The following is a 26,640-nucleotide window of genomic DNA, read 5'->3' on the forward strand; positions in this document are numbered from 1 at the left end:
AGCCCTACCAGGCGTACCGCATGCCGGCGCGCACCGTCCACGCCTGATAGGACTGCTGGCCCCATTGCATGCCGAGGTCGCCCCAGGCGGCCATGCCCGGCGAAACGTCGACGTTGACGCCGGTCTTCAGTTCGTATCGATTGCTCGGGTAGAGCGTGCTGGACGAGTAGGTATTGGCGATGACCTCTGCGTTCGACTCGTCATGCCACCAGTTCGCCGCAGCGAACGGGCGCAGCTTCATGCCCCAGGCCTGGAGGCCTTCAGGCTGCACGCGCACGCCCACCCGCGACATCCATCCGCTGCGCCGCATGCCATCGACGGTGGTGAACTGTGTATCCGCGAGGTTGTAATTGTTGCTGCGCAGGTAGATCAATTGACCCTGCGGCCTGATGGTCCAGGGGCTGCCGTCGCCCAACTGCAACGAGTAGCCGGCCTCCGCGGATGCAACCCCGGCGTTCGACGCGTAGTTCGTGCGATTGACCCAGGGGGTTTCGGCGCTGTTGTCCATCCAGGCGACCTGGCCATACACGTCGGTGTACCAGCCCAGGCGTGAGCGGTCGTCCTGATACCAGGTGCTGTACACGCCCGCACTGCCGCTGCTGCCGCGGCCCGTCGTGTCGAAGGCGTTGCCAGGAGCGGCGGCGCTACCCTGGCCAAAACCGTAGCCGCCCATGGCCCCCAGATGCAGCTTGTCGGTGGTGTTGAAAAGCGACCACTGGCTCGCATCGCCGCCGAAGCGGGCGGCGCCGGTTCGGGTGTCGGTCCTTAAACTCATCCCGCCCAGGGTCGAACCCGGCCCCTGGCCCGCCACGCGCATCGTGAGCGGCCGCGCGGCGGAGCCGTCGCCGAGCGTCTGGCCATTGCTGCGCGACGAATCGCCCCAGCGCTCGTCGAGCGAATGAAGAAAAAGGATGCCGGAGGTCTGCTGATCGCCGAGATACGCCGCCGCCAGGGGCGGGCGGCTCGGTGCGCAAAGGCTCGTCGATCCGGCGGAAGGCGGGCCGCACTGGGCGAAGACCGCATAGCTGCCGGCGCAAAACACCGTCGCGACGGCCCGCGGCAGCACGGGTCGCCACAACTTCTCCCCAATTTTTTCCGCCTTGCGTGTCAGCACCCAACGCATGGTGTACCCCCATCAGGCAAGTCCGGCGATTTGTAAGAACCGTCAGGAAACGGATCAGCCCGCGGACATTCTGCGTCGGATCGGCGGCCGAAGCCAGCCCCCGTCGATGTGCGGAGGCGATTCGAGAAATCAGCGGGTCGGCGGGGGGACGATCGTCGGGGGCGGCAGGGGCGCGCCTTGGCCTTGCGGATTGACCGGCGGCGCCTGCGACGCCGGGGGCGCGAAGGGCTGGGTGGGAGGCACCGGAACCGGGCTCTGCGTCGCCGCCGAAGGCCGGTCGGGCGATGCGGCGCTGTTGCTGCTCGGCGGGCCGTTGGTCGCCAGCGTGTTGTTGATGGCCTGCAGATCGTCCTGCTTGAGCGAGCCGTTGGCCTGCCGAAGCTTGAGGTTGCCCACCAGCACGTTGTAGCGGGCCACCGCGAGATCGCGCTTCGTCTGGAACAGCTGGCTTTGCGAATTCAGCACGTCGATGTTGATGCGCACGCCGACCTGGTAGCCCAGCCGGTTGGCGTCCAGGGCGCTCTGGCTCGAGGATTCGGCGGCTTCGAGCGCCTTGACCTGCCCGGCACCGGAAACCAGCCCGAGATAGGCCGACCGCGTGGCCTGCGAGACGCTGCGGCGCGTCGATTCGAGCGACTGGCGCGACTGCTCCTCGAGGGCCAGGGTCTCCTTGATCCGGTTCTCGGTCGCGAAGCCGGCGAAGAGCGGCAGGTTGAACACCACCCCGATGCTCGCGGCGCGCACGTTCACGCGGCCGGTCGAGGTGCTGGTGGTGGTGCCCTGCGGGTTGTTCGTCGCGTTGTAGCCGAGCTGCGCGTCGAGCGTCGGCTTGTGGCCGGCGCGCGCCTTGTCGACTTCGAGCGAAGCCACTTCGACGCCGAGCCGTGCCTGCTGGATCGCCGGGTGCGTCGCGTCCGCCTGCGAGACCCAGGCCTCCATGTCCGCCGGGAGCACCGGCGGCAGCAGCACCGGCGCCGCCAGCGGGGTCGGATTGGTGCCCGGCCGGCCGACGAGCTGGTCGAGCGCGATCTTCTTGACCTGCAGGTCGTTCTCGGCCGCGATCTCCTGTGCGACGACGAGGTCGTAGCGGGCCTGCGCTTCGCGCTGGTCGGTGATGGTGGAGGTGCCGACCTCGAAGTTGCGCTTGGCCGAAGCCAGCTGCTCGGCGGTCGCGACCTTCTGCGCGCGCACGAGCGCCAGTGTGTCCTGGCTCGACAGCACGTCGAAATAAGCCTGGCTGACGCGAACGATCAGGTCCTGCTCGGCGATCGTGAGCGTGTCCTGGGCGATGTCGACCTGCCGCTTGCTCTGCTCGTACGCGGCCCAGTTGGCGGGTCGGTACAGAGGCTGCGTCGCGTTGACGCCGGCCGTCTGCGACGGAAGGGCTCGGCGGATGCTCGCGTTGGCGGTCGAAAGCTCCTGCTCGGTCGAAGTCGCATTCGCCGACAGCCCGACCTGCGGAAGGATCCCCGCCTTGGCCTGCGCGGCCCGCGCCACGCTGGCGTCGTACTGCGCGAGCGCGCCCTGGTAGGTCGCGTCGTACCCGCGCGCCGATTCATACAGATCGATCAGGCTCTGGCCGTGAGCCGGCAGCGCAAGCGCAGTGGCGAACATCGCCGCGAGAGCTGCCGAAAGGGGAAGAGGCCTGGGAACGGGCATGAATCGTCCTTGAAGTCAGTAGCTTGGTTTTGTTATTTAGGCCAGGAACACCGCGGAACCGGCTTCGCCGGGCCGCTGGTGTTGCCCCCGGTAGGGGGTTGGCGAAGCGACACGAAGTGCGCGCAGCCTGGGGGCGAGCATCAGTACTTTGGAACGGAAGAATCGTGCACCGACCACGCATCGATCCCGCCGGCGATGTTCGCGACCTCGGTGAAGCCGTTCTGCGCCAGGAAGGCCGCCACGCGCTGGCTGCGTGCGCCGTGGTGGCACAGGCACGCGATGCGCTGGTCGACGTTCAGCTCCGAGATGCGGGCCGGGATCTCGTTCATCGGGATCGTCGCGAGCGTGAAGCCCTTGGGGACGACGCTGGCGGTCTGCAGTTCCCAGGGTTCACGCACGTCCAGCACGACCGGCGTCGCGCTCGGGTTCCTGGCGAACCAGTCGGCAACGTCGGCCGGGCGGATTTGATCGATCATGGAATAAGTGGGCGGATCAGAAGTTGAAGCGCGAGGGCTCCGGGAAGTTCAAGAGGCGCGGTGCGACCGTGTCCCACGGCTGCACCGTGTCCCACTTGCCTTCGCCGACGCGGGTGACGAAGTGGGCGCGCATCATCGGCTCGTCGCCGACGATGGCCGCGAGGCGGCCGCCCATCTTCAGCGAACCGAGCAGGCCCTGCGGAATGCGTGCGACGGAGCCGCTGAGGACGATCACGTCGAAGGTCGGACCGCTGGCGAGCGGCTGCGCGCCGTCGGCGTGGCGCACTTCGACGTTCATCACGCCGTTGCGGCGCAGGGTCTCGGCCGCGGTAGCGGCCAGCTTGGAATCGATCTCGAGCGTCAGCACTTGTGCGGCACGTTGCGCGAGCAGGGCGGCCATGAAGCCGGAGCCGGTGCCGATCTCGAGCACGGTCTCGTGCTTCTGGATGTGCAGGTCCTGCAGCATGCGCGCTTCCACTTTCGGGGAAAGCATGCACTGGCCGGGCTCGCGTGCCGTGGCGACGTCCTCGAGCGGAATCTCCATGTCGAAGAAGGCGAGCCCGCGATGCGCGGCGGGCACGTAGTCCTCGCGGCGGATCTTGGCGAGGACGTCGAGGATCTCGAAATCGAGCACATCCCAGGGGCGGATCTGCTGTTCGATCATGTTGAAGCGAAGGTGCTCCAGATCAGGGGTGGCGTTCATGTGCTTTTCCTAGTGGGGCTCAGGACAAACCTTCAATTTTAGAGGCCGCATCCGGCGCCCCCATGACGGAGGCTGCCTTGGGCTGCCGGTTCCACTTGCGGCGCGCCCAGTTCGCGAGGTCGTCCATGTAGCAGTAGACGACCGGCACCACGACCAGCGTCAGCAGCGAGGAGGTGATGACGCCGCCGATCACCGCCTGGCCCATCGGCGCGCGCTGCTCGGAGCCCTCGCTGATCGCGAAGGCCAGCGGCACCATGCCGAAGATCATCGCCAGCGTGGTCATGAGGATCGGGCGCAGCCGCACGCGGGCGGCCAGCAGCAGGGCTTCGGAGCGCGGCAGGCCCGGCACTGCGTTGCCCTGGTCGTCGACGCCGGGTTCGCGCGCCCGGATCGCGAAATCCACCAGCAGGATGGCGTTCTTGGTCACGAGGCCCATGAGCATCACGATGCCGATGATCGAGAACATCGAGAGCGTCGAGCCGAACAACAGCAGCGCCAGCACCACCCCGATCAGCGTGAGCGGCAGCGAGGTCATGAGCGCCATCGGTTGCAGGAAGCTCTTGAACTGGCTGGCCAGGATCATGTAGATGAAGATGATCGCGAGCGCGAGCGCCGAGACCGCATAGCCGAAGGACTCCTGCATGTTCTTGGTCGAGCCGCTGAACTGCCAGCCATATCCGGGCGGAAAGGCGATGCCGGCGAGCGCTTTGCGGATGTCGGCCGAGACCTCGCCGGCCGAGCGTCCGTCGACATTGGCGGTGATCGCGACCTCGCGCGAGAGCGCGCGCCGGTTGATCTGGTTCGGGCCGGTGGATTCCCGGACGTCGGCCACCTGCGCGAGGCGCACGATGCGGCTCGATCCGTCGGCGTTGGCGCCCATCGCGGTGCTGATGAAGGGCAGCCGTGCGAGGTCCTGGGGCGAATTGCGCACTTCCGGCGCGAGGCGCACGTTGACGTCGTAGGTCTGGTCGTCCGGCGCGCGCCAGTTGCCGACGGTCGTGCCGGCCACCAGCGTGCGCAGCGAGGCGGCGATCGGCGCGACGCCAAGGCCCATGTCCGACGCCGCGTCGCGCCGCACCACGACGCTCACCGTGGGCTTGTTCGGTTTCTGGCTGGTGTCGAGATCGACCAGTCCCCCGATCGGACGCACCGCGTCGAGCACCTGCTGAGTGAGCCGTTCCAGTTCCTTGAGGTCGGTGCCCTGCAGCGAGAACTCGATCTGCTTGTTGCCGCCGACCGAGTCGCGCAGGCCCACGTGCGTGACGGTGATGCCGGGGATCGTCCGCAGCTTTTCGCGCAGCACGCTCGACATCTGGTCGACGCTGCGCGTGCGCGCCCTGCGGTCGACCAGCCGCACATAGATGCTCGCGTACATCTTGCCCTGTGCGTCGCCGGTGTTGATGGTGGTGAGCGTGTAGCGCACCTCCGGCATCTCGCGCAGCACGGCTTCGACCTGCCGCGCCTTGGCTTCGGTGACCTCGAGGGCAGAGCCGACAGGCGTGTAGAAGCTGATCGTGGTTTCCGAAAAGTCCGCCTTCGGCACGAACTCGGTGCCCAGCAGCGGCACCATGAAGATGCTGCCGACGAAGATGCCGATCGATGCGAACACGGTTGCCAGCTTGTGTTTGAGCGACCAGCGCAGGATCGACTGGTAGGCCTCGGCGAGCCGCTCGGTGGCCGCATCGAACCAGCCGGTCACGCGGCCGATGGTCTTGTCATAGAGGGTGACCGGCGGCCCGCGCTTGCCGTGCCGGTCGATCGCGGGGTCGTGCCAGATGCTCGACATCATCGGATCGAGCGTGAAGCTCACGAACATCGAGATCATCACCGCCGCGACGATGGTGATGCCGAACTCGTGGAAGAACTTGCCGATGATCCCTTCCATGAAGCCGATCGGCAGGAACACCGCGACGATCGACAGCGTGGTCGCCAGCACCGCGAGGCCGATTTCCTGCGTGCCGTCGAGCGATGCCGCATAGGGCGCCTTGCCCATCTGCACATGCCGCACGATGTTCTCGCGCACCACGATCGCGTCGTCGATCAGGAGGCCCACGCACAGCGACAGCGCCATCAGCGTGACCATGTTGATCGTGAAGCCGAACATGGCCATGAACCAGAAGGTGCCGATCAGGGCGATCGGCAGCGTCAGGCCGGTGATGACGGTCGAACGCCATGAGTTCAGGAACAGGAACACGATCAGCACGGTGAGCGCCGCGCCTTCGATCAGTGTCTGCCTCACGTTCTGCACCGCGACGCGGATGGGGCGCGACGCATCGGCGATCGGCTGGAGCTTCACGCCTGCCGGTAGTTGCGGCTGGATCTCGGCGATGGCCCTGGTCAGGCCGTCCACCACCTGGATGGTGTTCTCGTCCTGCGCCTTCTGCACCGACAACAGCAGCGTGCGCTCGCCGTTGTAGAGCGCGAGGCTGTCGAGTTCCTGCGCGCCGTCCTTCACGGTGGCGACCTGGTCCACGCGGATCGGCGCGCCGCCCTTGCGGGTGATGATGATGCGGCCGAAGTCCTCGGGGCGCTCCATGCGCGCGTCGACCTGCACCACGCGGTCCTGCTCGAGCGAGCGCACCGAGCCCACCGGCAGGGCCTGGTTCTCGTTGCGCACCGCATCGACCACCTGCGTGGCGCTCACGCCGAAGGCTTCCATCGCCTGCGGATTGAGGTAGATGTTGATCTCGCGCTTTGTGCCGCCGACCAGCGTGACCGAGCCGACGCCGCGGACGTTCTCTAGGCGTTTCTTGAGCACCTGGTCGGCCCAGTTCGTGAGTTCGACCGCGCTCGGTCGATTGTTTTTCTCCCCCTCGGGCAGCACCGCCACCGACCATACCGCGCGCGATGCCGGGTCGAAGCGCAGCACGCGCGGTTCCTTCACCTCATCGCGGAAGAGCGGCCGCACCGACGCGACCTTCTCGCGCACGTCATCGGCCGCCTTGCGCCCGTCGACGTAGAGCTGGAATTCGATGATGACGACCGACTGGCCCTCATAGCTGCGCGAGGTGAGGGCATTGATGCCGGCGATCGAGTTGACGCCTTCCTCGACCTTTTTCGTCACTTCGCTCTCGACGATCTCGGGCGAGGCGCCGGGGTATTCGGTGATGACCACCACCACCGGAAAGTCGATGTTCGGGAACTGGTCGACTTGCAGACGCTGGTACGAGAACGCCCCCAGCACGACCAGCGCGAGCATGAGCATCGTCGCGAAGACGGGGTTTTTCAGACTGACGCGGGTGAACCACATGGCGCTCTCGTCGCTCAGGGCGCGGAACGGGCCGCTGCCGGCGTGCCGCCGCTGGCCGCCACCGGGGCGAGGCGCACCGCGGTGCCGTCGCGCAGGGTACCGACGCTGCCGGCCACGACCACGGCACCTTCGTCGATGCCGCGCACCGCGATCATGGTCTGGCCGTTGGCCTGTCCACGCAGTCCGGTCTCGACCTGGCGGTGGACGATGCGCCCTTCGGTCACGAGCTGGACGTAGGGCGCGGGCTTGTCGGTGCGCACCGCCGTCAACGGCAGGGCGAGCGTGTCGGTGCGGCCCACGTCGATCGAACCCTGCGCGAACAGCCCCTGGCGGAAGCCGGTGCTGCGGTCGAGTTCGAGGTAGACGAGCACGCTACGGCTGCCCGCCTGCGCCGTGGGGTTCACGCGCACCACCGTCGCACCAACGCTGCGTTCACCGCTCTTGGGGTCGAGCGCGCCTCCGCCTTCGATCTGCAGCGTCGCGCGCTGTCCGACACGCACCGCAACCGAGTCGGCGGCGGCCAGCGTGGCTTCGACCTCGATGCGGCTGAGGTCGACCACCTCGATCACCTTGGCGTCGATGCCCACGCGCTCGCCGGGCTGCGCGAAGCGCTGCGACACCTGTCCGTTGATGGGGCTCTTGAGCACCGTGTCGTCGAGCGACTTGCGCATCACGTCCACGGCCGCAAGGGCGGCGCGATGCGTCGCCAGCGCGGCATTGAGGTTCGATTGCGAGGTGTCGAGCGCGGTGCGCGAGATGAAGCCCTGGTCCACCAGCGCCCGGTTGTTGTCGTAGTTGCGCTGCGCGACCTCTGCCTGGGCGCGCGCCGAATCGGCCTGCTCCTGCGCCTGCCGCATGCGCGAGTGGAATTCGATCGGATCGATGCGCGCGATCACCTGCCCGGCCTTGACCGTGTCGCCTTCGCGCACCGTGAGGCCGATGAGCTCGCCCGCAACACGCGCCTTGAGCTGCGCGGAATCGACTGCCCGGAGCGTGCCGGAGACGGGGAGCGTCTCGGCCAGCTCGCGCCGCTTGGCGCGGACCACGTCCGCGGCCGAAAGCTCGATCAGGGTTTCGGCAGGCTTGGCACTGGCCGCGGCGGCCGCCTGGTGTGCCCTGCGCGCACCGATGGCACGCAGCACCCCGCCGATCACGAGAACGAGGATGAGGGCCACGACGACCCATTTGATGGAGCGCTTCATGCCGCCGCCTTGGACTTGCAGAGCCCATTGAGCACGATGTCAGTCTGGATCGCGAGGTACTTTTCCGGATCGATGTCGGATTCTCCGTCGACACAAATGGGCGCGGAATGCTTCCACAGCATCAGAAAGATCATGGGTGAGATGACGGCATAGATGGCGTTGTCCACGTCGACCGGCGCGAATTCGCCGCTGTCGACGCCGCGCCGGATGATTCGCCGCAGCAGCGTGTGCCCCGGCTTGACCACCTCGCGCCGGTAGAACTCCGCCAGTTCGGGAAAATTGCGGCCTTCGCTGAGCATGAGCTTGGTGAGGCCGGACGCCTTGGTCGATCCGACGCGCTCCCACCAGATGCGCATGCAGTAGCGCAGCATGTCGATGGTGGATCCTTCGAACTCGTCGAACTCGCGGTTCCATTCGGTGAAGCGGCCGGCGAGGTTCTCGACGACGACCGCCTTGAACAGCTCTTCCTTGCTCGGGAAGTAAAGGAAGAGGGTGCCCTTGGAGACGCCGGCCCGGGCGGCGACTTCCTCCGAACGGGTTGCCGCGAAGCCTTTTTCGACGAAGAGATCGAGCGCCGCTTCGAGCAATTCGCCGGGACGGGCTTCCTTGCGACGTTCGCGCTTGGCGCGCACGGTGCAGATCTTGTCGCTGAGGAATCGGGGCGCTGGCATGGGAGTTAATGACTGGCGGGTTAGTAATGTAGTGAGGGCCTTGGTTGCCGTCAAGCCGCCACAATCTCTGGTTTTGGCCTGTCAAAGCCTCTTTGTTTTCAACGCCAAGAATCGGAGTTCCCATGACCCATCCATCCACGCAAACCGAAACCATCGTCCTCGGCGGTGGCTGCTTCTGGTGCACCGAAGCGGTTTTCGACCGCGTGCGGGGGGTGGTCGACGTCGAGTCGGGCTACAGCAACGGCCAGGCGCTGAACCCGAGCTACGAGCAGGTCTGCACCGGCCGCACCGGGCATGCGGAGGTGGTCAAGGTCGTGTTCGACCCCGAGGAGATCTCGCTGCACGAGATCCTCGAGATCTTCTTCGTCGTGCACGACCCGACCACGCTCAACCGGCAGGGCAACGATGTCGGCACGCAGTACCGCAGCGGCATCTACTACACGAGCGACGAGCAGAAACGGATGGCCGATGAGGTGATCCGCGAGATCTCCGACAGCAAGACCTACCGCGCGCCAGTTGTGACCGAAGTGCAGCCGCTGGCCAACTACTCGACGGCCGAGGCCTATCACCAGGACTATTTCCTGAACAACCCGAACCAGGGGTACTGCGCCTTCGTGGTCGGTCCCAAGGTCGAGAAGTTCCAGAAGACCTTCGCGAAGTACCTCAAGTCCTGATGCATTCCCACCCCGTCTCCCGATCCACAGCGACCCGCACGCTCGTCTGCGTGCTGGCGCTCTCGCTGTGGGTCGCGGCGACGCTGGGTCTCGTGCACAGCACCCTGCACGTGCATGCGACCGGCGATCTTCCTGCACTGGCCGGGAAGGCGAGTCCTGCCTCTCCTTCTTCTTCGCACGGCCTGTTCGCGCTCTTCGGCGACCACACCGATGCCGAATGCCGTCTGTACGACCAGTTGTCCCACGGGCCGGCCGCCATCGGTGTGCCGCTCGTGGTCCTGCCCGTGACGCTGCCCGCCGCCACCTTCGCATGGCTCGAAGGTGAGGTGCTGGCGCGCTGGGCCGCGCTCTTCGACGCGCGCGGCCCGCCTTCCTCTCGCTGAATCCCCTTCCGTTCGCAGTCGCCTCCCGCACGGCGGGCGGCGGCCTGCGTCTGTCGATTCAACGAGTGTTTCAACATGCCATTTCCATTCCGTCGCAATGCCGTGGGCATTGCCGTCCTGTCGCTCGCGTGCTGCGCATCGTGGGCCCAATCTTCCACGCTGGGTGAAGTCACCGTCACCGGCAATCCCCTCGGCGCGAACGACCTCATCGCGCCCACCACGTCGCTTTCGAACGACGCGCTGCTGATGCGCTCGCAGTCCACGCTCGGCGAGACCCTGAACGGCCTTCCGGGCGTCAGCAGCACCTACTTCGGGCCCAATGCCAGCCGGCCCACGATCCGCGGGCAGGACGGCGACCGCATCCGCATCCTGCAGAACGGCGGCGCCGCGCCCGACGCCTCGTCGCTGAGCTACGACCACGCGGTGCCGGTCGACGCGCTCGTCACCGAGCGCATCGAAGTGCTGCGCGGCCCATCGGCGCTGCAATATGGCGGCAGCGCGGTGGGTGGCGTCGTGAACCTGCTCGACAACCGCATCCCGACCGAACCGATCGAAGGCTTCGGCGGACGCGCGGACCTGGGCTACGCCACCGGCAACCGCGAGACATCCGGCGGCGTGGTGTTCGAAGGCGGCAACAACCGCTACGCGCTGCACGTCGATGCGTTCCACCGCGATTCGGACGGTGTCTCGGTGCCGATCGACCTGCAGTGCGCCAACCCGCAGCGACCGGGCATCGCCCGCAAGATCTGCAATTCGGCCAACCAGGCCGAGGGCGGCGCCTTCGGCGGCACGCTCTTCTTCGACCAGGGTTGGATCGGCGCATCCGCCAGCACCTACCGGAGCACCTACGGCACGGTGGCCGAGGACGACGTGACCATCGGCATGAAGTCCGACCGCTATGCGCTCGAAGGCGAGTGGCGTCCCGGCGGGTTCTTCAGCAGCGTGCACGCCAAGCTGAGCCGCACCGACTACGGCCACACGGAGTACGAGGGCCCGATGCCCGGCACCGTGTTCACGAAGAACACCGACGACGTCCGCATCGAGGCGCGCCATCGCAGGATCGGCAATCTGGAGGGCCTGGTCGGCTTCGCCAACGAGACCGGCGATTTCTCCGCCGACGGCGAGGAGGCCTTCGTGCCGGCGAGCCGCACGCGCAGCAATGCGATGTTCCTGCACGAGGAACTGGGCACCTCGTGGGGTCGGCTGAGCTTCGGTGCGCGCACGGAGCAGGTCAAGGTGCAGTCCTTCGGCTCGGACGATCCGTCGGTCACGCGCTTCTTCACCGGCGAGCGCGACTTCAGCCCGCACAGTGCGGCGATCGGCGCGCTCGTCGACCTCGCGCCGCAGTGGCAGTTGACCTCGAACCTCGCCTACACCGAGCGCGCACCCAAGGACTACGAGTTGTTCGCCAACGGCCCGCACGTGGCCACCGGCACCTGGGAACTCGGCAACCCGGATCTGCAGAAGGAGAAGTCGACCGGCTTCGACCTCGGCGCACAGTGGCGCGCGGGTCCGGACAACGCAAAGGTCAATGCCTACGTTACGCGGTTCAGCAACTACATCGGGCTCAACGCCACGGGCAATGTGCGCGGTGAGGACGGCGAGGTGAATCCGGCCGCGTCCGACGGCACGCTGCCCGAGTACGCATATAGCGGCGTGCGTGCGCGCTTCACCGGCCTCGAGGCCAGCGGAACCTGGCGCCTGTTGGGCAACGATGGCTTCTCGCGTCCGGACGATGCGGGCACGCTGGACCTGGAGTGGCGTGGCGATCTGGTGCGTGCGACCGACATCGATACCGACCGGCCCCTGCCGCGCATCGCGCCGGCGCGTGCCGGAGCGACGCTCGCCTACGGCAATGGCCCGTGGACCGCACGCTTCGGCTTCGACCACTACGCAGCGCAGCACCGCGTGCCGCCGGGCGATCGCGAGACCGATGCCTACACGCTGTGGAATGCCTCTCTCACCTACAAGATGAAGGTGCAGCGCGCCAACCTCACCTGGTATGCGCGCATCGACAACATCACCAACGAACTGGCCTACAGCGCGACGTCGATCCTGACGACGACGGCCTTCCCGAACGTGCCCTTGCCGGGACGCTCGGCGAAGGTGGGTCTGCGCGCGACCTTCTGAGCCTCCGAGACCAGCCGCCGCAGGCCCGTTCACCATTTGAAACTTGGCGCGGCGGGCCTGTTCGACGATGCTCGCGCTTCATCCGGGAAGAAGCCATGGCGATGGATGGAGGCGACAACACGGGCACGATCGATTGCCGCTTGATCCGGGCGGTCGGCAGGGTGCAGGGCGTGGGCTACCGACAGGCCTGCGTGCGCCATGCCCGCGCGCTCGGCATCACGGGCTGGGTTCGCAATCGGCTGGACGGCTCTGTCGAGGCGATGCTGCAGGGCTCGCCGAATCAGATCGCGCACATGTGCGACTGGTTGCGCAGCGGGGTGCCCGGTGCACGGGTGTCGTCGCTCGAAGTGAAGGAAGTGCCGCGGCCGTTCGATCGCCTTGCCGTGTTCGAACGCCAGCCCACGGTCTGAGCCCCGCGCGGACGAGGCTTCGCGATCAAGGGGCGAGGCGTTCCCGCACCCACTCGCCACCTTCGAGCCGATAGCGCAGCCGGTCGTGCAGCCTGCTTTTGCGGCCCTGCCAGAACTCCCAGCGATCGGGCACGAGGCGGAAGCCCCCCCAGTGCGGCGGACGCGGCGGCGAAAGCAGGTGCCTGGCGGCGTAGATCGCAGCGTTCTTCACCAGCACGTCGCGACCGCTGATGACCTCGCTCTGCGGGCTGGCCCAGGCGCCGATGCGCGAGTCGAGCGGCCGGCTCGCGAAATAGGCGTCGCTCTCGGCATCACTCACTCTCTCGACCCGGCCTTCGATGCGCACCACGCGTTCGAGTTCGACCCAGTGGAACTGCAGCGCGGCGAAAGGGTTGCCGGCGAGATCCTGCCCCTTGCGGCTCTGGTAGTTGGTGTACCAGACGATGCCGCGCTCGTCATAGCCCTTGATGAGCACGATGCGGGTGGAGGGACGCAGATCGCCGCTGACCGTGGCAAGCGTCATCGCGTTCGGCTCGGGCAGCTTGGCGTCGATGGCTTCGGCCAGCCAGCGCTCGAATTGCTTGAGCGGGTCGTCGGCACTGCTGACTTCGTCGAGTTCGGCGCGCTCGTAGCTCTTGCGCAGGGCGGCCAGCGATTCGGTGGGAGAGCTCATCATGCCGCCATTGTTGCGCAAGCAAAGCGGAGATACTGCGGCGCATGAACGCCGCATCGTCATCTTCCAGTCTGCCGACCGTCATCGTCCTCGCGTCGGGCCGTGGCGAGCGATTCAAGGCGGCGGGAGGTGCCGGCCACAAGCTGCATGCGCCGCTGGCCGGGGCGACGGTGCTCGAGCACACGCTGGCCACCGTGCGTGCAAGTGGACTTCCCTGGCATCTGGAGGACGTCGGGCACCCCGGCATGGGCGATTCGATCGCCGCAGCCGTGCGGGCGACGGCCGAGGCCCCTGGATGGCTGATCCTTCCGGCCGATCTGCCGCTGGTGCAGCCGGCCACTCTGCAAGCGGTGGCGCATGCCTTGCAGGGCACGGTGCTCGCGGCACAGCCGAGCTATCGGGGTGCGCGCGGGCATCCGGTGGGTTTTGCCGCACCTTGCGGGCCGCGGCTTGCGGCCTTGTCGGGCAACCAGGGCGCGGCCCCGGTGCTGCGCGCCTTGCGCGAAGCGGGGCAGGTTGCTGAACTCGAGGTCGACGACGTCGGCGTCGTCACGGACATCGACACGCCCGACGAACTGGCGCGCGCCGAAGCCCTGCTGCGGGATCGGCTCAGCCGCGGGTAATCACGCCGCAGGCGATGCGCGGGCCGGAATTGCCGGCCGGTTGCGTCGTGAAGTCGTCGCGGTCGCGATGCACCACCACCGCACGGCCGACCACGTTGTTGGCGGCGCCTTCGGTGAGGGAGAGCGCGTGCACCTCGACGCTGAACTTCGCCACGCCGCCGGCGTCGGCCACGAGACTCGGCAACTCGCCGGCATGGCTGCCGGGCGCCGCGAACTTGCCGTGCGTTCCGCCGGCAGGGTTGAAGTGGCCGCCGGAGGCATTGCCGTTGTCGCCGCAGTCGCCCTTTTCGTGGATGTGGAAGCCATGTTCCGTTCCCGGGGGGAGTCCGCGCACGTCGCCGGACACGCGCACGCCGTTGGCGATCGGCGTGAAGGTCACCTTGCCCATGGTCGGATTCGGCGAGATCGCGCCGGTGGGTGCGAGCGTGGCCGTGGCCGCCGCGCCGCCCTGGCCCATGGTGCCGCAGGCGGCGAGCGTGCCGGCCGCGGCGAAGGCTGCGGCGAGGGCGATGATTCGACGGGACATGCGAACTCCTTGAATGTTGATCACGACTGAGATGGAGGAGGGTATAGCGAAGCCGGCGGCTTTTCGCTATCGGCCTCGGCCGACAAACGGAATTCGGCCAGCTTGACGAGCCGCGCCAGTGCGGCATCGTGGATCGAGTGGCGCTTGAGCTCCAGCAAGGTCTGATGCGCATAGTCGAGCGAACTGCCGTAGCGGCCGACTGCGCTGGCGAAGATGTGACGGTAGCGCTCGTCGCTGAGCTCGCCGGTGAAGTTCGGGCTGCGCCTCGACAGCGTGAACGCCAGCGCCTTCACCTTGGAATGCGGCGTGTTGCATTCGAGCCAGCGCGGGTCGTAGACGCCCGTCGGCATCTCTCGCAGCCAGAGGCGGCCCAGCGTCTCGAGCCCGTCGGTCGCCGGCACGCGGAAGACCATCCCGCGGCAACTGCCGCCCGACAGCAGCCCGAACACGAGGCCCGGGTTCTCCACCGTGCCGCGATTCACCCGGCTCCACATCTTCAGGGCGCGATGCCAGCCATGCACGCGCGCCGGGTGCCGCTCGATGAAACCGAAGTCCGGCCGCCAGATCAGCGAGCCATAGCCGAAGAGCCACAGGTCCTGGTGACCGCCCCATTCCTCGATGACGCGATCGAGCATCGGCTTGGGATCTCGCAGCGGCTTGGGCAGCGGATCGAGGCCAGGAGGACCCGGATCGCCCTTCGGCGGCTCGGGGGCGACACCTACAATTTCGCGGTCATGGTTCACCGCACCATTATTTACCGGCCCCTCAACTACGGAGATCCCCCCATGTCCGCCATCAGCGACGACGAGAGTCAACAGAATTTCATCCTGGCCTTCGTGCTCGGTCTGATCGCGCTGGTGATCCTGTTCGTGATCGGCATCGTGCTTTACTTCAAGAGCCACGGCGCTACCGTCCCCGAGCAGCCGGTGGCCGCAGCCGCGCCTGCGACGACCGTGGCGGTGGTGACCGAGACCGTGACGGTCGTGATCCCCGACGGCGCGAGCATCCGTGTCGCGGGCGGCGTGGTGAACTTCTACTTCGCCACCGCCAGCGCCGACATCGCGCCGGGCGCTGCCGAGGCGCTGGCCATCGTGCTCAAGGGCGTCGAAGGCGGCAAGAAGGCGCTTGTCTCCGGCTTCCACGACACCACCGGCGATCCGGCGCTCAACGACGAACTCGCCAAGCGGCGCGCCCAGATGGTGCGAGACGTGCTTGTCGGCCTGGGCTGTCCGCCCGACAAGGTCCGGATGGAACGTCCCGCGGTGACCACCGGCAGCGGCGACGACGCCCAGGCGCGGCGCGTCGAGGTCAAGCTCATCGATTGAGAGTCCCCAAGCCGGGGCTTCGGAATTGTTGACAGGAATACCGCGGAACCGGCTTCGCCGGCCCGCCGGTATTGCCCCCGGTCCGGGGTTGGCGAAGCGACACGAAGTGCGCGAAGACTGGGAGCGAGCTTGATACCATGCACCTTCGAGTTGCCGATTCGTGGCGACTCAACGGCAGTGCGACATATTCCATGACTACACACTCCACAGTCCGCGATGTCACCGAGCGCATCCGCGAGCGCAGCCGAACGCTGCGAAGTGCCTACCTCCAGCGATTGAACGAAATCCGCCACCGCGAACGCGGCTCCGATCGGATGGGCTGCGCCAACGTGGCCCACGCGGTCGCGGGGATTCCGGCCAACGACAAACTCAAGGTGGTGACCGAGCGCGCGCCGAACATCGGCGTGGTCACTGCCTACAACGACATGCTTTCGGCGCACGCGCCGTTCCAGGGCTATCCGGACATCGTCAAGCACGAGGCCCGGCGGCATGCCGCCACCGCGCAGGTGGCGGGCGGCGTGCCGGCGATGTGCGACGGCGTCACGCAGGGCACGCCCGGCATGGAACTCAGCCTTTTCAGCCGCGACGTGATCGCGATGGGCACCGCGGTGGCGCTCACGCACGACATGTTCGATGCGGCCCTGCTGCTCGGCGTGTGCGACAAGATCGTGCCGGGCCTGCTCATCGGTGCACTGCACTTCGGTCATCTGCCGATGGTCTTCGTGCCCGCCGGGCCGATGCCTTCGGGTCTTTCGAACAGCGCCAAGGCCAAGGTCCGCGAGCAGGCTGCGCAGGGGCTCGTCGGCAGGCAAGGCTTGCTCGACGCCGAGATGCAGGCCTATCACGCACAAGGCACCTGCACCTTCTACGGCACCGCCAACAGCAACCAGATGCTGCTCGAGGCAATGGGCCTGCATGTGCCCGGCACGGCGTTCATCCAGCCGGGCGATTCGATGCGCGAGGCGCTCACGCGCGAGGCGGTCCGTACGGTGCTCGGCCGGGCTTCCGACAAGGCCTACGCGGTACCGCCGATCGGCGAACTGGTCGACGAGCGCGTGATCGTCAACGCGATGGTTGCGCTGCTGGCCACCGGCGGCTCGACCAACCATCTGATCCATTGGGTCGCGGTCGCGCGTGCGGCGGGAATCCTCATCGACTGGAACGACTTCTCCGAACTGTCGGAAGTCGTGCCGCTGCTCACGCGTGTCTATCCCAACGGGACTGCCGACGTGAACGAGTTCCAGGCCGCAGGCGGCCCCGGCTTCGTGATCGGCGAACTGCTGGATGCGGGGCTGATGCACGCCGACGTGCAGACGGTGCGCGCCGGCGGCATCCGCGAGTACGCGAACATTCCCTCGCTCGCCGCAACGCCGTCGGACGAGCACGCGCTGTCGTGGCACGCTGCCCAGCCGACCAAGAACGACGCGGTCGCGCGCCCGGTGGCGTCGCCGTTCAGCGCCACCGGCGGGCTCAAGGTGCTGGTCGGCAATCTCGGCCGCAGCGTGATCAAGGTGTCTTCGGTGCCCGACGACCGGCATGTGATCGAGGCGCCGGCGCGCGTGTTCGATTCGCAGGGCGCGCTGCAGGACGCCTTCAAGGCCGGCGAACTCCAGCGCGACGTGGTCTGCGTCGTGCGCTGGCAGGGACCGCAGGCCAACGGCATGCCGGAACTGCACAAGCTGACGCCGCCGCTGTCCGTGCTTCAGGGCAAGGGCTTCCGCGTGGCGCTCGTGACCGACGGCCGCATGAGCGGCGCTTCGGGCAAGGTCCCGGCCGCGATCCACGTGTCGCCCGAGGCCGCTGCGGGCGGGCCGCTCGCCAAGGTGCGCGACGGCGATCTGATCCGACTCGATTCGATTGCCGGCACCCTCACCGTGCTGGTGCCCGACGACGAATGGGCGCAGCGCGAAGTCGCCAAGCAACCCGAAGAACAGCGCACCGACAACGCTCACGGCCTGGGCCGCGAACTGTTCGCCGGCATGCGCCGCAACGCATTGACAGCAGAAGAAGGAGCCTGCACATGGTTGTGATGACCCCACCCCCAGGCTTCGCGCACTGCGTGTCGCTTCGCCAACCCCCTTGCAGGGGGCGCACCCAGCGGCCCGGCGAAGCCGGTTCCGCGGGCGCCCCCGGCTCGGCCGTGCCAGTTCATGGGTCGCGGGTGGCATGTGATCGTGAAGGAGAACTGTGAACATGAAGACAAGTTGGACCGCGCTCGACGTGATGCGCGATGCACCGGTGATCCCCGTGATCGTGCTGCATGACGTGAAGGATGCGGTGCCGCTGGCACGCGCGCTCGTGGCCGGCGGGATCCGCATGCTCGAAGTGACGCTGCGCACGCGCGAGGCGCTCGAGTGCATCGAACTGATCGCCAAGGAAGTGCCCGAGGCCGTGGCCGGCGCCGGAACCATCCGCAGCGCGGCCGACGCGCAGGCTTCGGCGCTCGCCGGCGCGAAATTCGGCGTGAGCCCGGGCTACACGCGCGCGGTCGGCAAAGCATGCCACGACCTGGGACTGCCGCTCTTGCCCGGCGTGGCCACGGGCAGCGAAATCATGCTGGCCCAGGAAGACGGGTTCACCGAGCTCAAGTTCTTCCCGGCGGTTCAGGCGGGCGGCCTGGCGATGCTCAAGGCATGGCAGGGGCCTTTCGGCGAGGTGAAGTTCTGCCCGACCGGCGGCATCCACGCGGGCAACGCGCCGGAATTCCTTGCGCTGTCGAACGTCGCGTGCGTCGGAGGTTCCTGGATCGTGCCGACCGATGCGATCGCCGCCGGCGATTGGTCGCGCATCGAGGCGCTCGCCCGCGAAGCGAGCCAACTGGCACGATGATCGCAGTGCGGCGCACGGAGCTTGGGTGATGAGCGCGGCATTCGACGCCAGCGACCTGAAGGTCATCGCCTTCGACGTCTTCGGCACCGTGGTCGACTGGTACTCGGGCATCGCCGCAGAGGCCGAGCGGATCCTCCCGGGCATCGATGGCGGCGCGTTCGCTCTGGCTTGGCGCGCGGGTTACCAGCCCGCGATGAAGGGCGTGATGGAGCGCCTTGCGGCCGGCGAGGGCGGCTTCACGCTGCTGGACGAACTGCACATGAGCATCCTCGGCGGCGTGCTGCGCGACTTCGGCATCGAGGACCTCGACGCCGACCGCAAGCGTGATCTCAACCGGGCCTGGCACCGGCTGCCTGCGTGGCCCGATGCCGTCCCGGGGCTCGCGCGGCTCAAGCGCAAGTACATCATCTGCTCGCTCTCGAACGGCAACATCGGCCTCTTGACCGAGATGGCGAAGAACGCCGGCTTGCCGTGGGATTGCGTGCTGTCGGCCGAGGTCTTCAAGGCCTACAAGCCGGACCCGCGGACCTACCTCGGAGTCGCGGCGGTCTTCGATGTGTCGCCGGGGCAGGTGATGCTCGCCGCCGCGCACCATGACGACCTCGCGGCTGCGCGCACCTGCGGCCTGCGCACCGGCTACATCGAGCGGCCGATGGAGTTTGGCCCGTCGCGGCCGAAGGATGTGTCGCCGCAGCTGGACAACAACCTGCACGCGCGCAGCATCGAGCATCTCGCGGATCTGCTCGGCTGCTGAGCGTGTGGCGCGATATCAGCGCAGTCCTGCGCCCTGGGCCCCTTCGGCGCGCTGGATGAGCTCGATCTTGTAGCCGTCCGGATCGGTCACGAAAGCGATGACGGTCGTGCCGCCCTTCACCGGCCCGGCTTCGCGCGTGACGTTGCCGCCCGCGGCCTTGATCTTCTCGCAGGCCGCATACGCATCGGGCACGCCGAGCGCGATGTGGCCGTAGGCGGTGCCCAGCTCGTAGCTTTCGGTGCCCCAGTTGTAGGTCAGCTCGATCTCGGCCTGCGCCGGATTGCCCTCGTAGCCGACGAAGGCAAGGCTGTACTTGTATTCGGGGTTCTCCGAGGTGCGCAGCAGTTGCATGCCGAGGACCTTCGTGTAGAAGTCGATCGAGCGCTGGAGGTTGCCGACGCGCAGCATGGTGTGGAGGAGTCGCATTTCGTGGGTCGCCATCGATGTTGTCGATCGGCGATTGTCGCGTCCCCTCGGCATGCACGCCGGCGCGATGGCTATTCGTGCGTCGGCGCCGCTGCGCGTCAGCGCATCTCGAACACGAGGCAAGTGGTGGTCGCGTGCGCGTAGATCGTGCCGTCCGGGCCGATCAGGCGCGCCTCGGCGGTTGCGAGCTGGCGGCCGCAATGAATCACCTTGCCTTCGGCGCGTACGCGCTCGACCTTGGGCGTCAAGGCCTTGACCAGGTTCACGCCCAGCTCGGCCGTGGTGTAGGCGCGGCCGGCCGGCATCATGGTGTGGACCGCACAGCCGAGCGCCGAATCGAGCAGCGTGGCGAACCAGCCGCCATGGATGGTGCCGAGTGGGTTCAGGTGCTCCGGTAGCGGTTTGCCCTGGAATACCGCGCGACCGGGGCTGACTTCGATGATCTGGAAATTCAGCGTCTTCGCGATCGCGGCGTAGGGGATTTCCGCGCGGAGTATCGCCTGCATCATTTCGAGGCCGGTCTTGCCGACGATCTGGTCCGGGCGGGCAAGCCCGGGACCGGGGCCGGCGTCGAGGCGCTGTGCGACGGATTTTTCTTCCGCGATCCAGGCGGCAAGTTGTTCTGCTGGGGTCATCGGCAATTCCCTTAAAGTTGCATATGCAATGATTGTAGCTACAATCATCCGCATGAATGCAATCGCAAAGCCCCAGGGCTGCACCAACTTCAAGCTGCGTCACCTGATGCGGCAGGTCGGGCGGCTGTATGACGCGGAGGTCGCCAGGAGCGGCCTCAAGACCACGCAGTACTCGCTGCTGTCGCACGTGCTGCATCTGGGCCCGATCCGTCCGGTGGATCTGGCGCATGCCATGGGCGTCGATGCGTCGACGCTCACGCGCAATCTCAAGCCTTTGATGGCCGAAGGGTGGCTTGTGCAGGGGGAGGGCCCCGACGCGCGCAGCCGGCTCATCGAGATCACCGACGAGGGCCGCAAGAAGCGCAGCGAAGCCCAGCGCCACTGGCGCACCGCGCAGGAAAAGCTCAACGAACTGCTCGGCGTGAAGCGCGTGCTCGCGCTTCATGCCTTGATCGACGAAAGCATCGCGGTGCTGCAGGCCGCGGACGAGATCACCGAAGGAGAACGCGATGACTGACCGCGCCGCCGCTGGCACGACATCTTCCACGGGCCATGCCGTCTGGCTGGTGCTTCTTGCCGCTGCCGGCACCTTCGCACTCACGATGGGTGTGCGGCAGACGATGGGCCTTTTCCTTTCGTCGCTCAACACCTCGACCGGGCTGGGCCTCGGCAGCATCAGCCTGGCGTTCGCCTTCGGTCAGCTCTGGTGGGGCCTCACGCAGCCTTTCGCAGGCGCGGTCGCGGATCGGGTCGGCACCGGGCGCGTGATCTTCTTCGGCGTGCTGCTGGTGGCACTCGGCACCTTCATCACGCCGCTGATGACGACGACCGCCGGGCTGATCTTCGCGATCGGCGTGCTGGCGGCGGGTGGTGCGGGCATGGCCGGCCCCTCGGTGCTGATGGCGGCGACCACGCGGCTGGTGCCGGTGCACAAGCGCGGCCTCGCGACCGGCATCGTCAATGCGGGCGGCTCGTTCGGGCAGTTCGCGATGGCGCCGATCGCCATCGGCCTGATGGCGGCCGTCGGCTGGGCCAGCGCGATGCAGTGGCTCGCGGTGCTGATCCTCGTCGCGCTGCCCGCGGTGCTCGTACTGAAGGGCAATTCAAAGGCGCTTGCTGCGCAGACCGCGACCCAGGGTGCGAGCCCGCTCACCGCGCGCCAGGCGATCAGCCAGGCGATCGGTACGCCGAGCTATCGCTACCTGAGCCTCGGCTTTCTCGTCTGCGGCTTCCACGTCGCGTTCCTTGCGACGCACCTTCCCGGCGTGGTCGCGGCATGCGGACTGCCGCCCGAGATCGGTGGCTGGGCGCTGGCGATGATCGGCCTCTTCAACATCGTGGGCAGCCTGTTGATGGGCTGGGCGGTCGGCCGCTGGCGCATGAAGTCGCTGCTGGCACTGGTATATGCCGCGCGCGGGCTCGCGGTGCTGGTGTTCCTCTTCGCTCCGAAGACCCCAGCCGTGATGCTGGTCTTCGCCGCGGTGATGGGCGTGACCTTTCTCTCCACCGTTCCGCCGACCGCGGGCCTGGTGGCGAAGATGTTCGGCCCCGCCAACATGGCGATGCTGTTCGGCATCGTGATGCTGGCGCACCAGATCGGCGGCTTCCTCGGTGCATTCCTGGGCGGCTATGTATTCCAGGCCACGGGCAGCTACGACATCGTCTGGTACATCGACATCGCGCTGGCTGCAGGCGCTGCATTGGTCAACCTGCCGATCCGCGAATCGCGGCCGGCGCTGATGGTGAAGCCGGCATGAGCGCCCGCCCGGCCGCTCCGAAGGGGGCACGCGCCGCAGTGCGAAGCACGGAGGTTTCCCAATGAGCGCCCTCGATCACCGCACGCGGCTGCTGCTCGAAGCGCCGATCGTGCCCACGTTGCTGCGCCTCGCGTTCCCGAACGTGCTGGTGATGGTCGCGCAGGCGGCCGTCGGTCTCATCGAGACCTACTTCGTCGGCAAGCTCGGCACCGACGCGCTCGCAGGGATGGCCCTGGTGTTCCCGGTGGTGATGCTGATGCAGATGACGTCGGCCGGCGCGATGGGCGGCGGCATTGCATCGTCCATCGCACGAGCGCTCGGTGCACGGCGGCGCGATTCGGCCGATGCGCTGGTGGTGCACGCGATCGCCATCGCGATCGGCTTCGGCGTCGTCTTCATGCTGGCGTTGCTGCTCGGCGGGCGCTGGCTCTTCACGCTGATGGGTGGCTCGGGCGCTTCGCTCGAAGCGGCGCTGCTCTATTCCAATGTGGTGTTCGCTGGCGCGGTGCTGGTGTGGATCTTCAATTCGCTTGCCGCGGTGCTGCGCGGGACCGGCAACATGGCGGTGCCGGCGAACGTGACCGTGGTGGGCGTCGTCCTGCTGGTTCCGCTGTCGCCGCTGCTGATCTTCGGCTGGGGCCCGATCCCGGGATTGGGCATCGCGGGCGGGGCGGTCGCGCTGCTCGTCTACTACCTCGGCGGATCGATCGCACTGTGGCTCTACCTGCGTTCCGATCGCAGCCTGCTGAAACCGTCGTGGGCGCATGCGCGCTTCCAGTGGCCGCTGTTCCGCGACATCCTGCGCGTGGGCCTCGTGGGCGCGGTGTCGACGGTCGCGACCAACCTGTCGATCGGTATCGCGACCGCGCTGACCAGTCACTTCGGGCCTGGCGCGATCGCGGGCTACGGCACTGCATCGCGGCTCGAGTACCTGCTGGTGCCGCTGGTCTTCGGACTCGGCGCGCCGCTGCTCGCGATGATCGGCACCTGCATCGGCGCGGGCCAGCGCGAGCGTGCATTGCGCGCGGCTTGGACCGGTGCGGCGATCGCGTTCGTGCTCGCGGGCTCCGTGGGGCTCGCGGCCGCGCTGTTCCCGCGCCAGTGGCTGATGCTGTTCGGGAGTGATCCCGCGATGCTCGACGCGGGCTCGCAATACCTGCGGGCGGTCGGGCCATTCTATGGCTTCTTCGGCGTCGGGCTGGTGCTCTATTTCGCCTCGCAAGGCGCGGGCCGGCTGTTGTGGCCGGTCCTGGGCAACATCGCGCGGCTCGTCGTCGCGGCGCTCGGCGGCTGGCTGGCGCTGCGCTGGGGCGGCGAACTGGTCGATGTGTTCATCGCACAGGGCGTGGCGCTGGTCGTGTACGGCGTGGTCATCGCTTCGGCCATTGCCGGAGGGGCGTGGTTCGGCCGCGTGGGCTGGCCGCGAACCACGGCGGGGCTGCTGCGCCGCATCCAGCCTTCCTGATTCGACAGACCATATTTTTCGAAAGGGCTACACCATGCAGATCAAGGATTCGGTCGTCTTCATCACCGGTGCCAATCGCGGGCTCGGTCTTGCGTTCGCGCGCGCCGCGCTGGCGGCCGGTGCGAAGAAGGTCTATGCAGCCGCGCGCGACCCGAACGGCGTCACGCTGCCCGGCGTCGTTCCGATCGCGCTCGACGTCACGCGGCCCGAGCAGGCGGAGGCGGCCGCGCGCGAATGCGGCGATGTCAACTTGCTGGTCAACAACGCCGGCATCTCGCGCGGCGTGAGCCTGTTCGGCACCGACGATGCGTTCGAGAAGACGCGCGCCGAGTTCGAAACCAACTTCTTCGGCCCGTGGGCGCTGAGCCGGGCCTTCGCCCCCGTGCTGGCGGCCAATGGCGGCGGCGCGATCATCAACGTACTGTCGATCCTGAGCTGGCTGACCTTGCCCGGGGCCGCCGGCTACAGCGCCTCGAAGTCCGCCACATGGTCGCTCAGCAACGCGCTGCGCTCCGCGCTGCGTGCGCAGGGCACCCAGGTGCTGAGCCTGCACGTCGCTTTCATGGACACCGACATGACGAGCGGAATTCCGGGCCCGAAGGCGTCGCCCGACGACGTGGTGAAGAAGACATTCGAAGCGCTCGAAGCCGGGAAGTTCGAGGTACTGGCCGATCCGCTCACGCAGCAGGTCAAGGCGGGGCTTTCGGCCGAGCTGCCGCCCTACGCCGTAGAACGCGGGGGGTGATTCGCGAGCGGCACCGCGCGCCTTCAGGCGCGCAGCGTGCCGGCGAAGGCGGCGACGAAGCGCTGCGCATCCTCACGCACGGACGCCGCGCTCTTGCCCGGCTTGTAGAGCGCCGAGCCGATGCCGAAGCCCGCCGAACCGGCGGCTCGCCAGGCGTCCATGTTGTCGGGCGTTATGCCGCCAACCGGCATCAGCGGCGTGCCTTTGGGCAGCACCGCCAGCAGCGCCTTGACGACCGCCGGCGACGCGAGTTCGGCCGGGAAGAGCTTGAGCCCGGTGGCCCCCGCCGCGAGCGCGCCGAAGGCCTCGGTGGGCGTCATCACGCCCGGCAGGCTCACGAGGCCGAGGCGCTTCGCTTCGGCGACTACTTCGGCATTGAAGTTCGGTGCCACGATCAGCTCGCCCCCTGCGGCGTGCACGTCGCGCACTTCCTGCGCGGTCAGCACCGTTCCAGCGCCGACCAGCGCTTGCGGAAAACGCCGGCTCAGCAGCGCGATGCTGTCGAGCGGACGCGGCGAGTTGAGCGGCACTTCGAGCAGCCGGAAGCCCGATTCGACGATGGCGTCGCCGACCGCGGGTGCCTCATCCGGCGTCAGGCCGCGAAGGATCGCCACCAGGGGGAGCTGCCGCATGGCGGCGTTGAATTTGTCGTGCGGAGCGGTCATTGCTTGCGTTGGGTTGGATTGGGTGCGTGGAGTGCGTGCAGGCCCGCCCAGGTGGCTTCGGAGCCCAGCGTCCGCGCCCTGACGCCCGAGGCCTGCAGCGCAAGCCGGTAGCGCTGCGTGAGCGCGGGGGTGCCGATCAGCACCACCTCGCCCGCCGCGTGCAGCGACTGGGTGCGCAACTCCTCGCCGATGAGGATGCCCGACAGGTAGCTCGTCAGCTCGCGCGCCGGCATGCGGTCGAAGAGCGACAGCGTGCGCGCGCCGAAGGCGTTGTGCAGCAGGCCCTGTCCGTTGTCGGACTGCGTCACGCCTTGGAGGAACGCCGCTTCGTCGAGCCCGGCCGAGGTGTCGAGCGTGCGCGACAGGATCGAGTGCTGGCTCAGCAGCGCGTAGAACTCGCCGGTCATGAAGGTGCGAAAGCCCGTGACCATGCCGTTCTTCACGCGCGCCCACTTGTTGTGCGTGCCGGGGAGCACGAAGAGGCCGTCGCGCAGATTGGTGAGCACCATCGCGCCGAGGATCTGCACCTCTTCGCCACGCATCACGTCGGGCACGCCGTCGTGCGTGTCGCAGAGGCCCGGCACGATGGAGATACGGCCGGGCTCGATCTCCATGATCCTGCTGCGCACTTCGGCAAGGCCCGCAGGGCAGGCGCAGTAGGGCGCCTCGACCCATCCCTGCTTGCTGCCCGCCATGCCCGAGATGAGGCAGCGCGTTCCCTGTGGCCGCATCCAGTCGGCGAAGAGCGTCTCGAACACGTCGGTGAAGCCGCCGTGCTTGACGGTGAGGATGCCGCGCGGATGGCTCTGTTCCTCGACGATGCGCCCGTCGGGTTCGAGCAGCGCGCCCCGGAGGGAACTCGTTCCCCAGTCGACGGCGACAAGGCGGGTGTGGCTCATGTCGGCGGCCCCCGGTGCCCGGCACCTTTCGACGACGCCTCAGACCAACGCAGCCCAGGCCAAAAACCCCGCGGAACCGGCTTTGCCGGGCCGCAGGGGTTGCCCCCTGGAAGGGGGTGTCCGAGCCACACGAAGTGGGCGAGGCTGGGGGTGAGTTTCATGTTCGAGGTTTGTAGGCGGTGACGTCGATTTCGACCTTGGCGTCGATCATCAGCCGCGATTCGACGGTCGAGCGTGCCGGACGGTGGTCGCCGAGGCACTCCATGTAGACGCGGTTGAAGCTGCCGAAATCGCGCGCGTCGTTCAGCCACACGCTGACCTTGGCGATGTCCGACAGCGTGCAGTCCGCGAGCGCGAGCGCCTCCTCGATGCGCTTGAAGACCTGGCGCGTCTGCGCCTCGATGCCGCCGACGATCACCTGGCCCTGGTCGTCCGTGGGCACCTGGCCCGAGACGAAGACGAAATCGCCCGCACGGGTGGCGGGCGAGAGGGGGCGTGCCTGGCGATCGGAGGCGATCGGCGACTGACCGAGCATTTCAACGTGGGACATGATGTGTGTGTAAAGAAATTACATGAATAACTAGGGTAAACCCCGTTTTGACGTCTTCAGGTTCGCAAAATAGGATCACCGATGTAA

The 26,640-nt window shown here is 67.6% G+C and carries 28 protein-coding genes; 13 read left to right on the top strand and 15 right to left on the bottom strand.

The window, feature by feature from the left end; translation table 11 throughout:
* Window positions 1-4: 4 nt before the first annotated feature.
* The 7 genes from WKW77_RS08910 to WKW77_RS08940 form a co-directional block, all read right to left on the bottom strand.
* The gene (locus WKW77_RS08910; RefSeq protein ID WP_340356497.1) at window positions 5-1,066 is read right to left on the bottom strand and encodes an autotransporter outer membrane beta-barrel domain-containing protein; all 1,062 of its coding nucleotides are present in this window, start codon (window positions 1,064-1,066) and stop codon (window positions 5-7) included.
* A 186-nt stretch (window positions 1,067-1,252) separates the two neighbouring features.
* The gene (locus tag WKW77_RS08915; RefSeq protein WP_340356498.1) at window positions 1,253-2,782 is read right to left on the bottom strand and encodes a TolC family outer membrane protein; all 1,530 of its coding nucleotides are present in this window, start codon (window positions 2,780-2,782) and stop codon (window positions 1,253-1,255) included.
* Window positions 2,783-2,922: 140 nt separating this feature from the next.
* Window positions 2,923-3,258 carry a rhodanese-like domain-containing protein gene (locus tag WKW77_RS08920; protein WP_340356499.1) on the bottom strand — a complete coding sequence of 112 codons (336 nt, stop codon included), beginning with the start codon at window positions 3,256-3,258 and terminating at the stop codon, window positions 2,923-2,925.
* Window positions 3,259-3,274: 16 nt separating this feature from the next.
* The gene (locus WKW77_RS08925) at window positions 3,275-3,961 is read right to left on the bottom strand and encodes a protein-L-isoaspartate O-methyltransferase family protein (protein WP_340356500.1); all 687 of its coding nucleotides are present in this window, start codon (window positions 3,959-3,961) and stop codon (window positions 3,275-3,277) included.
* 19 nt (window positions 3,962-3,980) lie between these two features.
* On the bottom strand, window positions 3,981-7,211 hold the full coding sequence (locus tag WKW77_RS08930) for an efflux RND transporter permease subunit (RefSeq protein WP_340356501.1): 3,231 nt from the start codon (window positions 7,209-7,211) through the stop codon (window positions 3,981-3,983).
* A gap of 14 nt (window positions 7,212-7,225) precedes the next feature.
* A complete protein-coding gene (locus WKW77_RS08935) occupies window positions 7,226-8,413 on the bottom strand; it encodes an efflux RND transporter periplasmic adaptor subunit (protein WP_340356502.1) in 1,188 nt (395 codons plus the stop codon).
* Window positions 8,410-9,084, bottom strand: coding sequence for a TetR/AcrR family transcriptional regulator (locus WKW77_RS08940; RefSeq protein WP_340356709.1), 675 nt, complete (start codon window positions 9,082-9,084; stop codon window positions 8,410-8,412). Before WKW77_RS08940 ends, WKW77_RS08935 begins: the two co-directional genes overlap by 4 nt.
* Before the next feature lie 122 nt (window positions 9,085-9,206).
* Here WKW77_RS08940 and msrA point away from each other — a divergent pair, with 122 nt between their 5' ends.
* From msrA to WKW77_RS08960, 4 genes are all read left to right on the top strand, one after another.
* A complete protein-coding gene (gene msrA, locus WKW77_RS08945; protein WP_340356503.1) occupies window positions 9,207-9,758 on the top strand; it encodes a peptide-methionine (S)-S-oxide reductase MsrA in 552 nt (183 codons plus the stop codon).
* Window positions 9,758-10,141 carry a hypothetical protein gene (locus WKW77_RS08950; protein WP_340356504.1) on the top strand — a complete coding sequence of 128 codons (384 nt, stop codon included), beginning with the start codon at window positions 9,758-9,760 and terminating at the stop codon, window positions 10,139-10,141. Before msrA ends, WKW77_RS08950 begins: the two co-directional genes overlap by 1 nt.
* A 75-nt stretch (window positions 10,142-10,216) precedes the next feature.
* Entirely contained in the window at window positions 10,217-12,271 is a 2,055-nt protein-coding gene (locus WKW77_RS08955) for a TonB-dependent receptor (RefSeq protein ID WP_340356505.1), read from the top strand.
* A 95-nt stretch (window positions 12,272-12,366) separates the two neighbouring features.
* Window positions 12,367-12,681 (top strand): acylphosphatase, encoded by a 315-nt coding sequence (locus tag WKW77_RS08960; protein ID WP_422823160.1) that lies wholly within the window; start codon window positions 12,367-12,369, stop codon window positions 12,679-12,681.
* A 25-nt stretch (window positions 12,682-12,706) separates the two neighbouring features.
* On the opposite strand, the gene pdxH is transcribed toward WKW77_RS08960, so the two are convergent.
* A complete protein-coding gene (gene pdxH, locus WKW77_RS08965; RefSeq protein ID WP_340356711.1) occupies window positions 12,707-13,354 on the bottom strand; it encodes a pyridoxamine 5'-phosphate oxidase in 648 nt (215 codons plus the stop codon).
* 44 nt (window positions 13,355-13,398) lie between these two features.
* Between pdxH and WKW77_RS08970 the strand changes: the two genes are divergently transcribed.
* Window positions 13,399-13,977 (top strand): nucleotidyltransferase family protein, encoded by a 579-nt coding sequence (locus WKW77_RS08970; protein ID WP_340356506.1) that lies wholly within the window; start codon window positions 13,399-13,401, stop codon window positions 13,975-13,977.
* On the opposite strand, the gene WKW77_RS08975 is transcribed toward WKW77_RS08970, so the two are convergent.
* Together WKW77_RS08975 and WKW77_RS08980 are read right to left on the bottom strand one after the other, a co-directional pair.
* Window positions 13,964-14,503, bottom strand: a complete 540-nt coding sequence (locus WKW77_RS08975) for a superoxide dismutase family protein (protein ID WP_340356507.1) — start codon at window positions 14,501-14,503, stop codon at window positions 13,964-13,966. The two genes, WKW77_RS08970 and WKW77_RS08975, sit on opposite strands and share 14 nt — an antisense overlap.
* 20 nt (window positions 14,504-14,523) lie before the next feature.
* On the bottom strand, window positions 14,524-15,138 hold the full coding sequence (locus tag WKW77_RS08980) for a gamma-glutamylcyclotransferase (protein WP_422823167.1): 615 nt from the start codon (window positions 15,136-15,138) through the stop codon (window positions 14,524-14,526).
* A gap of 159 nt (window positions 15,139-15,297) precedes the next feature.
* Between WKW77_RS08980 and WKW77_RS08985 the strand changes: the two genes are divergently transcribed.
* The 4 genes from WKW77_RS08985 (at window position 15,298) to WKW77_RS09000 (ending at window position 19,411) form a co-directional block, all read left to right on the top strand.
* The gene (locus WKW77_RS08985; protein ID WP_422823168.1) at window positions 15,298-15,828 is read left to right on the top strand and encodes an OmpA family protein; all 531 of its coding nucleotides are present in this window, start codon (window positions 15,298-15,300) and stop codon (window positions 15,826-15,828) included.
* 191 nt (window positions 15,829-16,019) lie between these two features.
* A complete protein-coding gene (gene edd / locus WKW77_RS08990; protein ID WP_340356510.1) occupies window positions 16,020-17,858 on the top strand; it encodes a phosphogluconate dehydratase in 1,839 nt (612 codons plus the stop codon).
* A 163-nt stretch (window positions 17,859-18,021) separates the two neighbouring features.
* Window positions 18,022-18,657, top strand: coding sequence for a bifunctional 4-hydroxy-2-oxoglutarate aldolase/2-dehydro-3-deoxy-phosphogluconate aldolase (eda, locus tag WKW77_RS08995; protein WP_340356511.1), 636 nt, complete (start codon window positions 18,022-18,024; stop codon window positions 18,655-18,657).
* A gap of 28 nt (window positions 18,658-18,685) precedes the next feature.
* Window positions 18,686-19,411 (top strand): haloacid dehalogenase type II, encoded by a 726-nt coding sequence (locus WKW77_RS09000; RefSeq protein ID WP_340356512.1) that lies wholly within the window; start codon window positions 18,686-18,688, stop codon window positions 19,409-19,411.
* 15 nt (window positions 19,412-19,426) lie between these two features.
* Here the strand turns inward: WKW77_RS09000 and gloA are convergent, their stop codons facing one another.
* Together gloA and WKW77_RS09010 are read right to left on the bottom strand one after the other, a co-directional pair.
* On the bottom strand, window positions 19,427-19,837 hold the full coding sequence (gloA, locus tag WKW77_RS09005) for a lactoylglutathione lyase (protein WP_093161368.1): 411 nt from the start codon (window positions 19,835-19,837) through the stop codon (window positions 19,427-19,429).
* Between the two features lie 98 nt (window positions 19,838-19,935).
* Window positions 19,936-20,472, bottom strand: a complete 537-nt coding sequence (locus tag WKW77_RS09010; RefSeq protein WP_340356712.1) for a PaaI family thioesterase — start codon at window positions 20,470-20,472, stop codon at window positions 19,936-19,938.
* Window positions 20,473-20,524: 52 nt separating this feature from the next.
* Between WKW77_RS09010 and WKW77_RS09015 the strand changes: the two genes are divergently transcribed.
* From WKW77_RS09015 to WKW77_RS09030, 4 genes are all read left to right on the top strand, one after another.
* Window positions 20,525-20,989 carry a MarR family winged helix-turn-helix transcriptional regulator gene (locus WKW77_RS09015; protein ID WP_340356513.1) on the top strand — a complete coding sequence of 155 codons (465 nt, stop codon included), beginning with the start codon at window positions 20,525-20,527 and terminating at the stop codon, window positions 20,987-20,989.
* The gene (locus WKW77_RS09020) at window positions 20,982-22,229 is read left to right on the top strand and encodes an MFS transporter (protein ID WP_340356514.1); all 1,248 of its coding nucleotides are present in this window, start codon (window positions 20,982-20,984) and stop codon (window positions 22,227-22,229) included. The genes WKW77_RS09015 and WKW77_RS09020 overlap by 8 nt, the downstream gene beginning before the upstream one ends.
* 61 nt (window positions 22,230-22,290) lie before the next feature.
* The gene (locus WKW77_RS09025; RefSeq protein ID WP_340356515.1) at window positions 22,291-23,694 is read left to right on the top strand and encodes an MATE family efflux transporter; all 1,404 of its coding nucleotides are present in this window, start codon (window positions 22,291-22,293) and stop codon (window positions 23,692-23,694) included.
* 34 nt (window positions 23,695-23,728) lie between these two features.
* Window positions 23,729-24,439 (top strand): SDR family oxidoreductase, encoded by a 711-nt coding sequence (locus WKW77_RS09030; protein ID WP_340356516.1) that lies wholly within the window; start codon window positions 23,729-23,731, stop codon window positions 24,437-24,439.
* Window positions 24,440-24,462: 23 nt separating this feature from the next.
* Here WKW77_RS09030 and WKW77_RS09035 read toward each other — a convergent pair whose 3' ends face one another.
* From WKW77_RS09035 to WKW77_RS09045, 3 genes are all read right to left on the bottom strand, one after another.
* Window positions 24,463-25,104 (bottom strand): 2-dehydro-3-deoxy-6-phosphogalactonate aldolase, encoded by a 642-nt coding sequence (locus tag WKW77_RS09035; protein ID WP_340356517.1) that lies wholly within the window; start codon window positions 25,102-25,104, stop codon window positions 24,463-24,465.
* Window positions 25,101-26,003: a 2-dehydro-3-deoxygalactonokinase gene (locus WKW77_RS09040; protein WP_340356518.1), complete on the bottom strand. Its 903-nt coding sequence runs from the start codon at window positions 26,001-26,003 to the stop codon at window positions 25,101-25,103. The genes WKW77_RS09035 and WKW77_RS09040 overlap by 4 nt, the downstream gene beginning before the upstream one ends.
* Before the next feature lie 157 nt (window positions 26,004-26,160).
* Complete coding sequence (locus WKW77_RS09045; protein ID WP_340356519.1) at window positions 26,161-26,553, bottom strand: RidA family protein; 393 nt, start codon at window positions 26,551-26,553, stop codon at window positions 26,161-26,163.
* Window positions 26,554-26,640 lie beyond the last annotated feature (87 nt).

It is taken from the genome of Variovorax ureilyticus (genome assembly GCF_037889935.1).
GTDB lineage: Bacteria > Pseudomonadota > Gammaproteobacteria > Burkholderiales > Burkholderiaceae_C > Variovorax > Variovorax ureilyticus.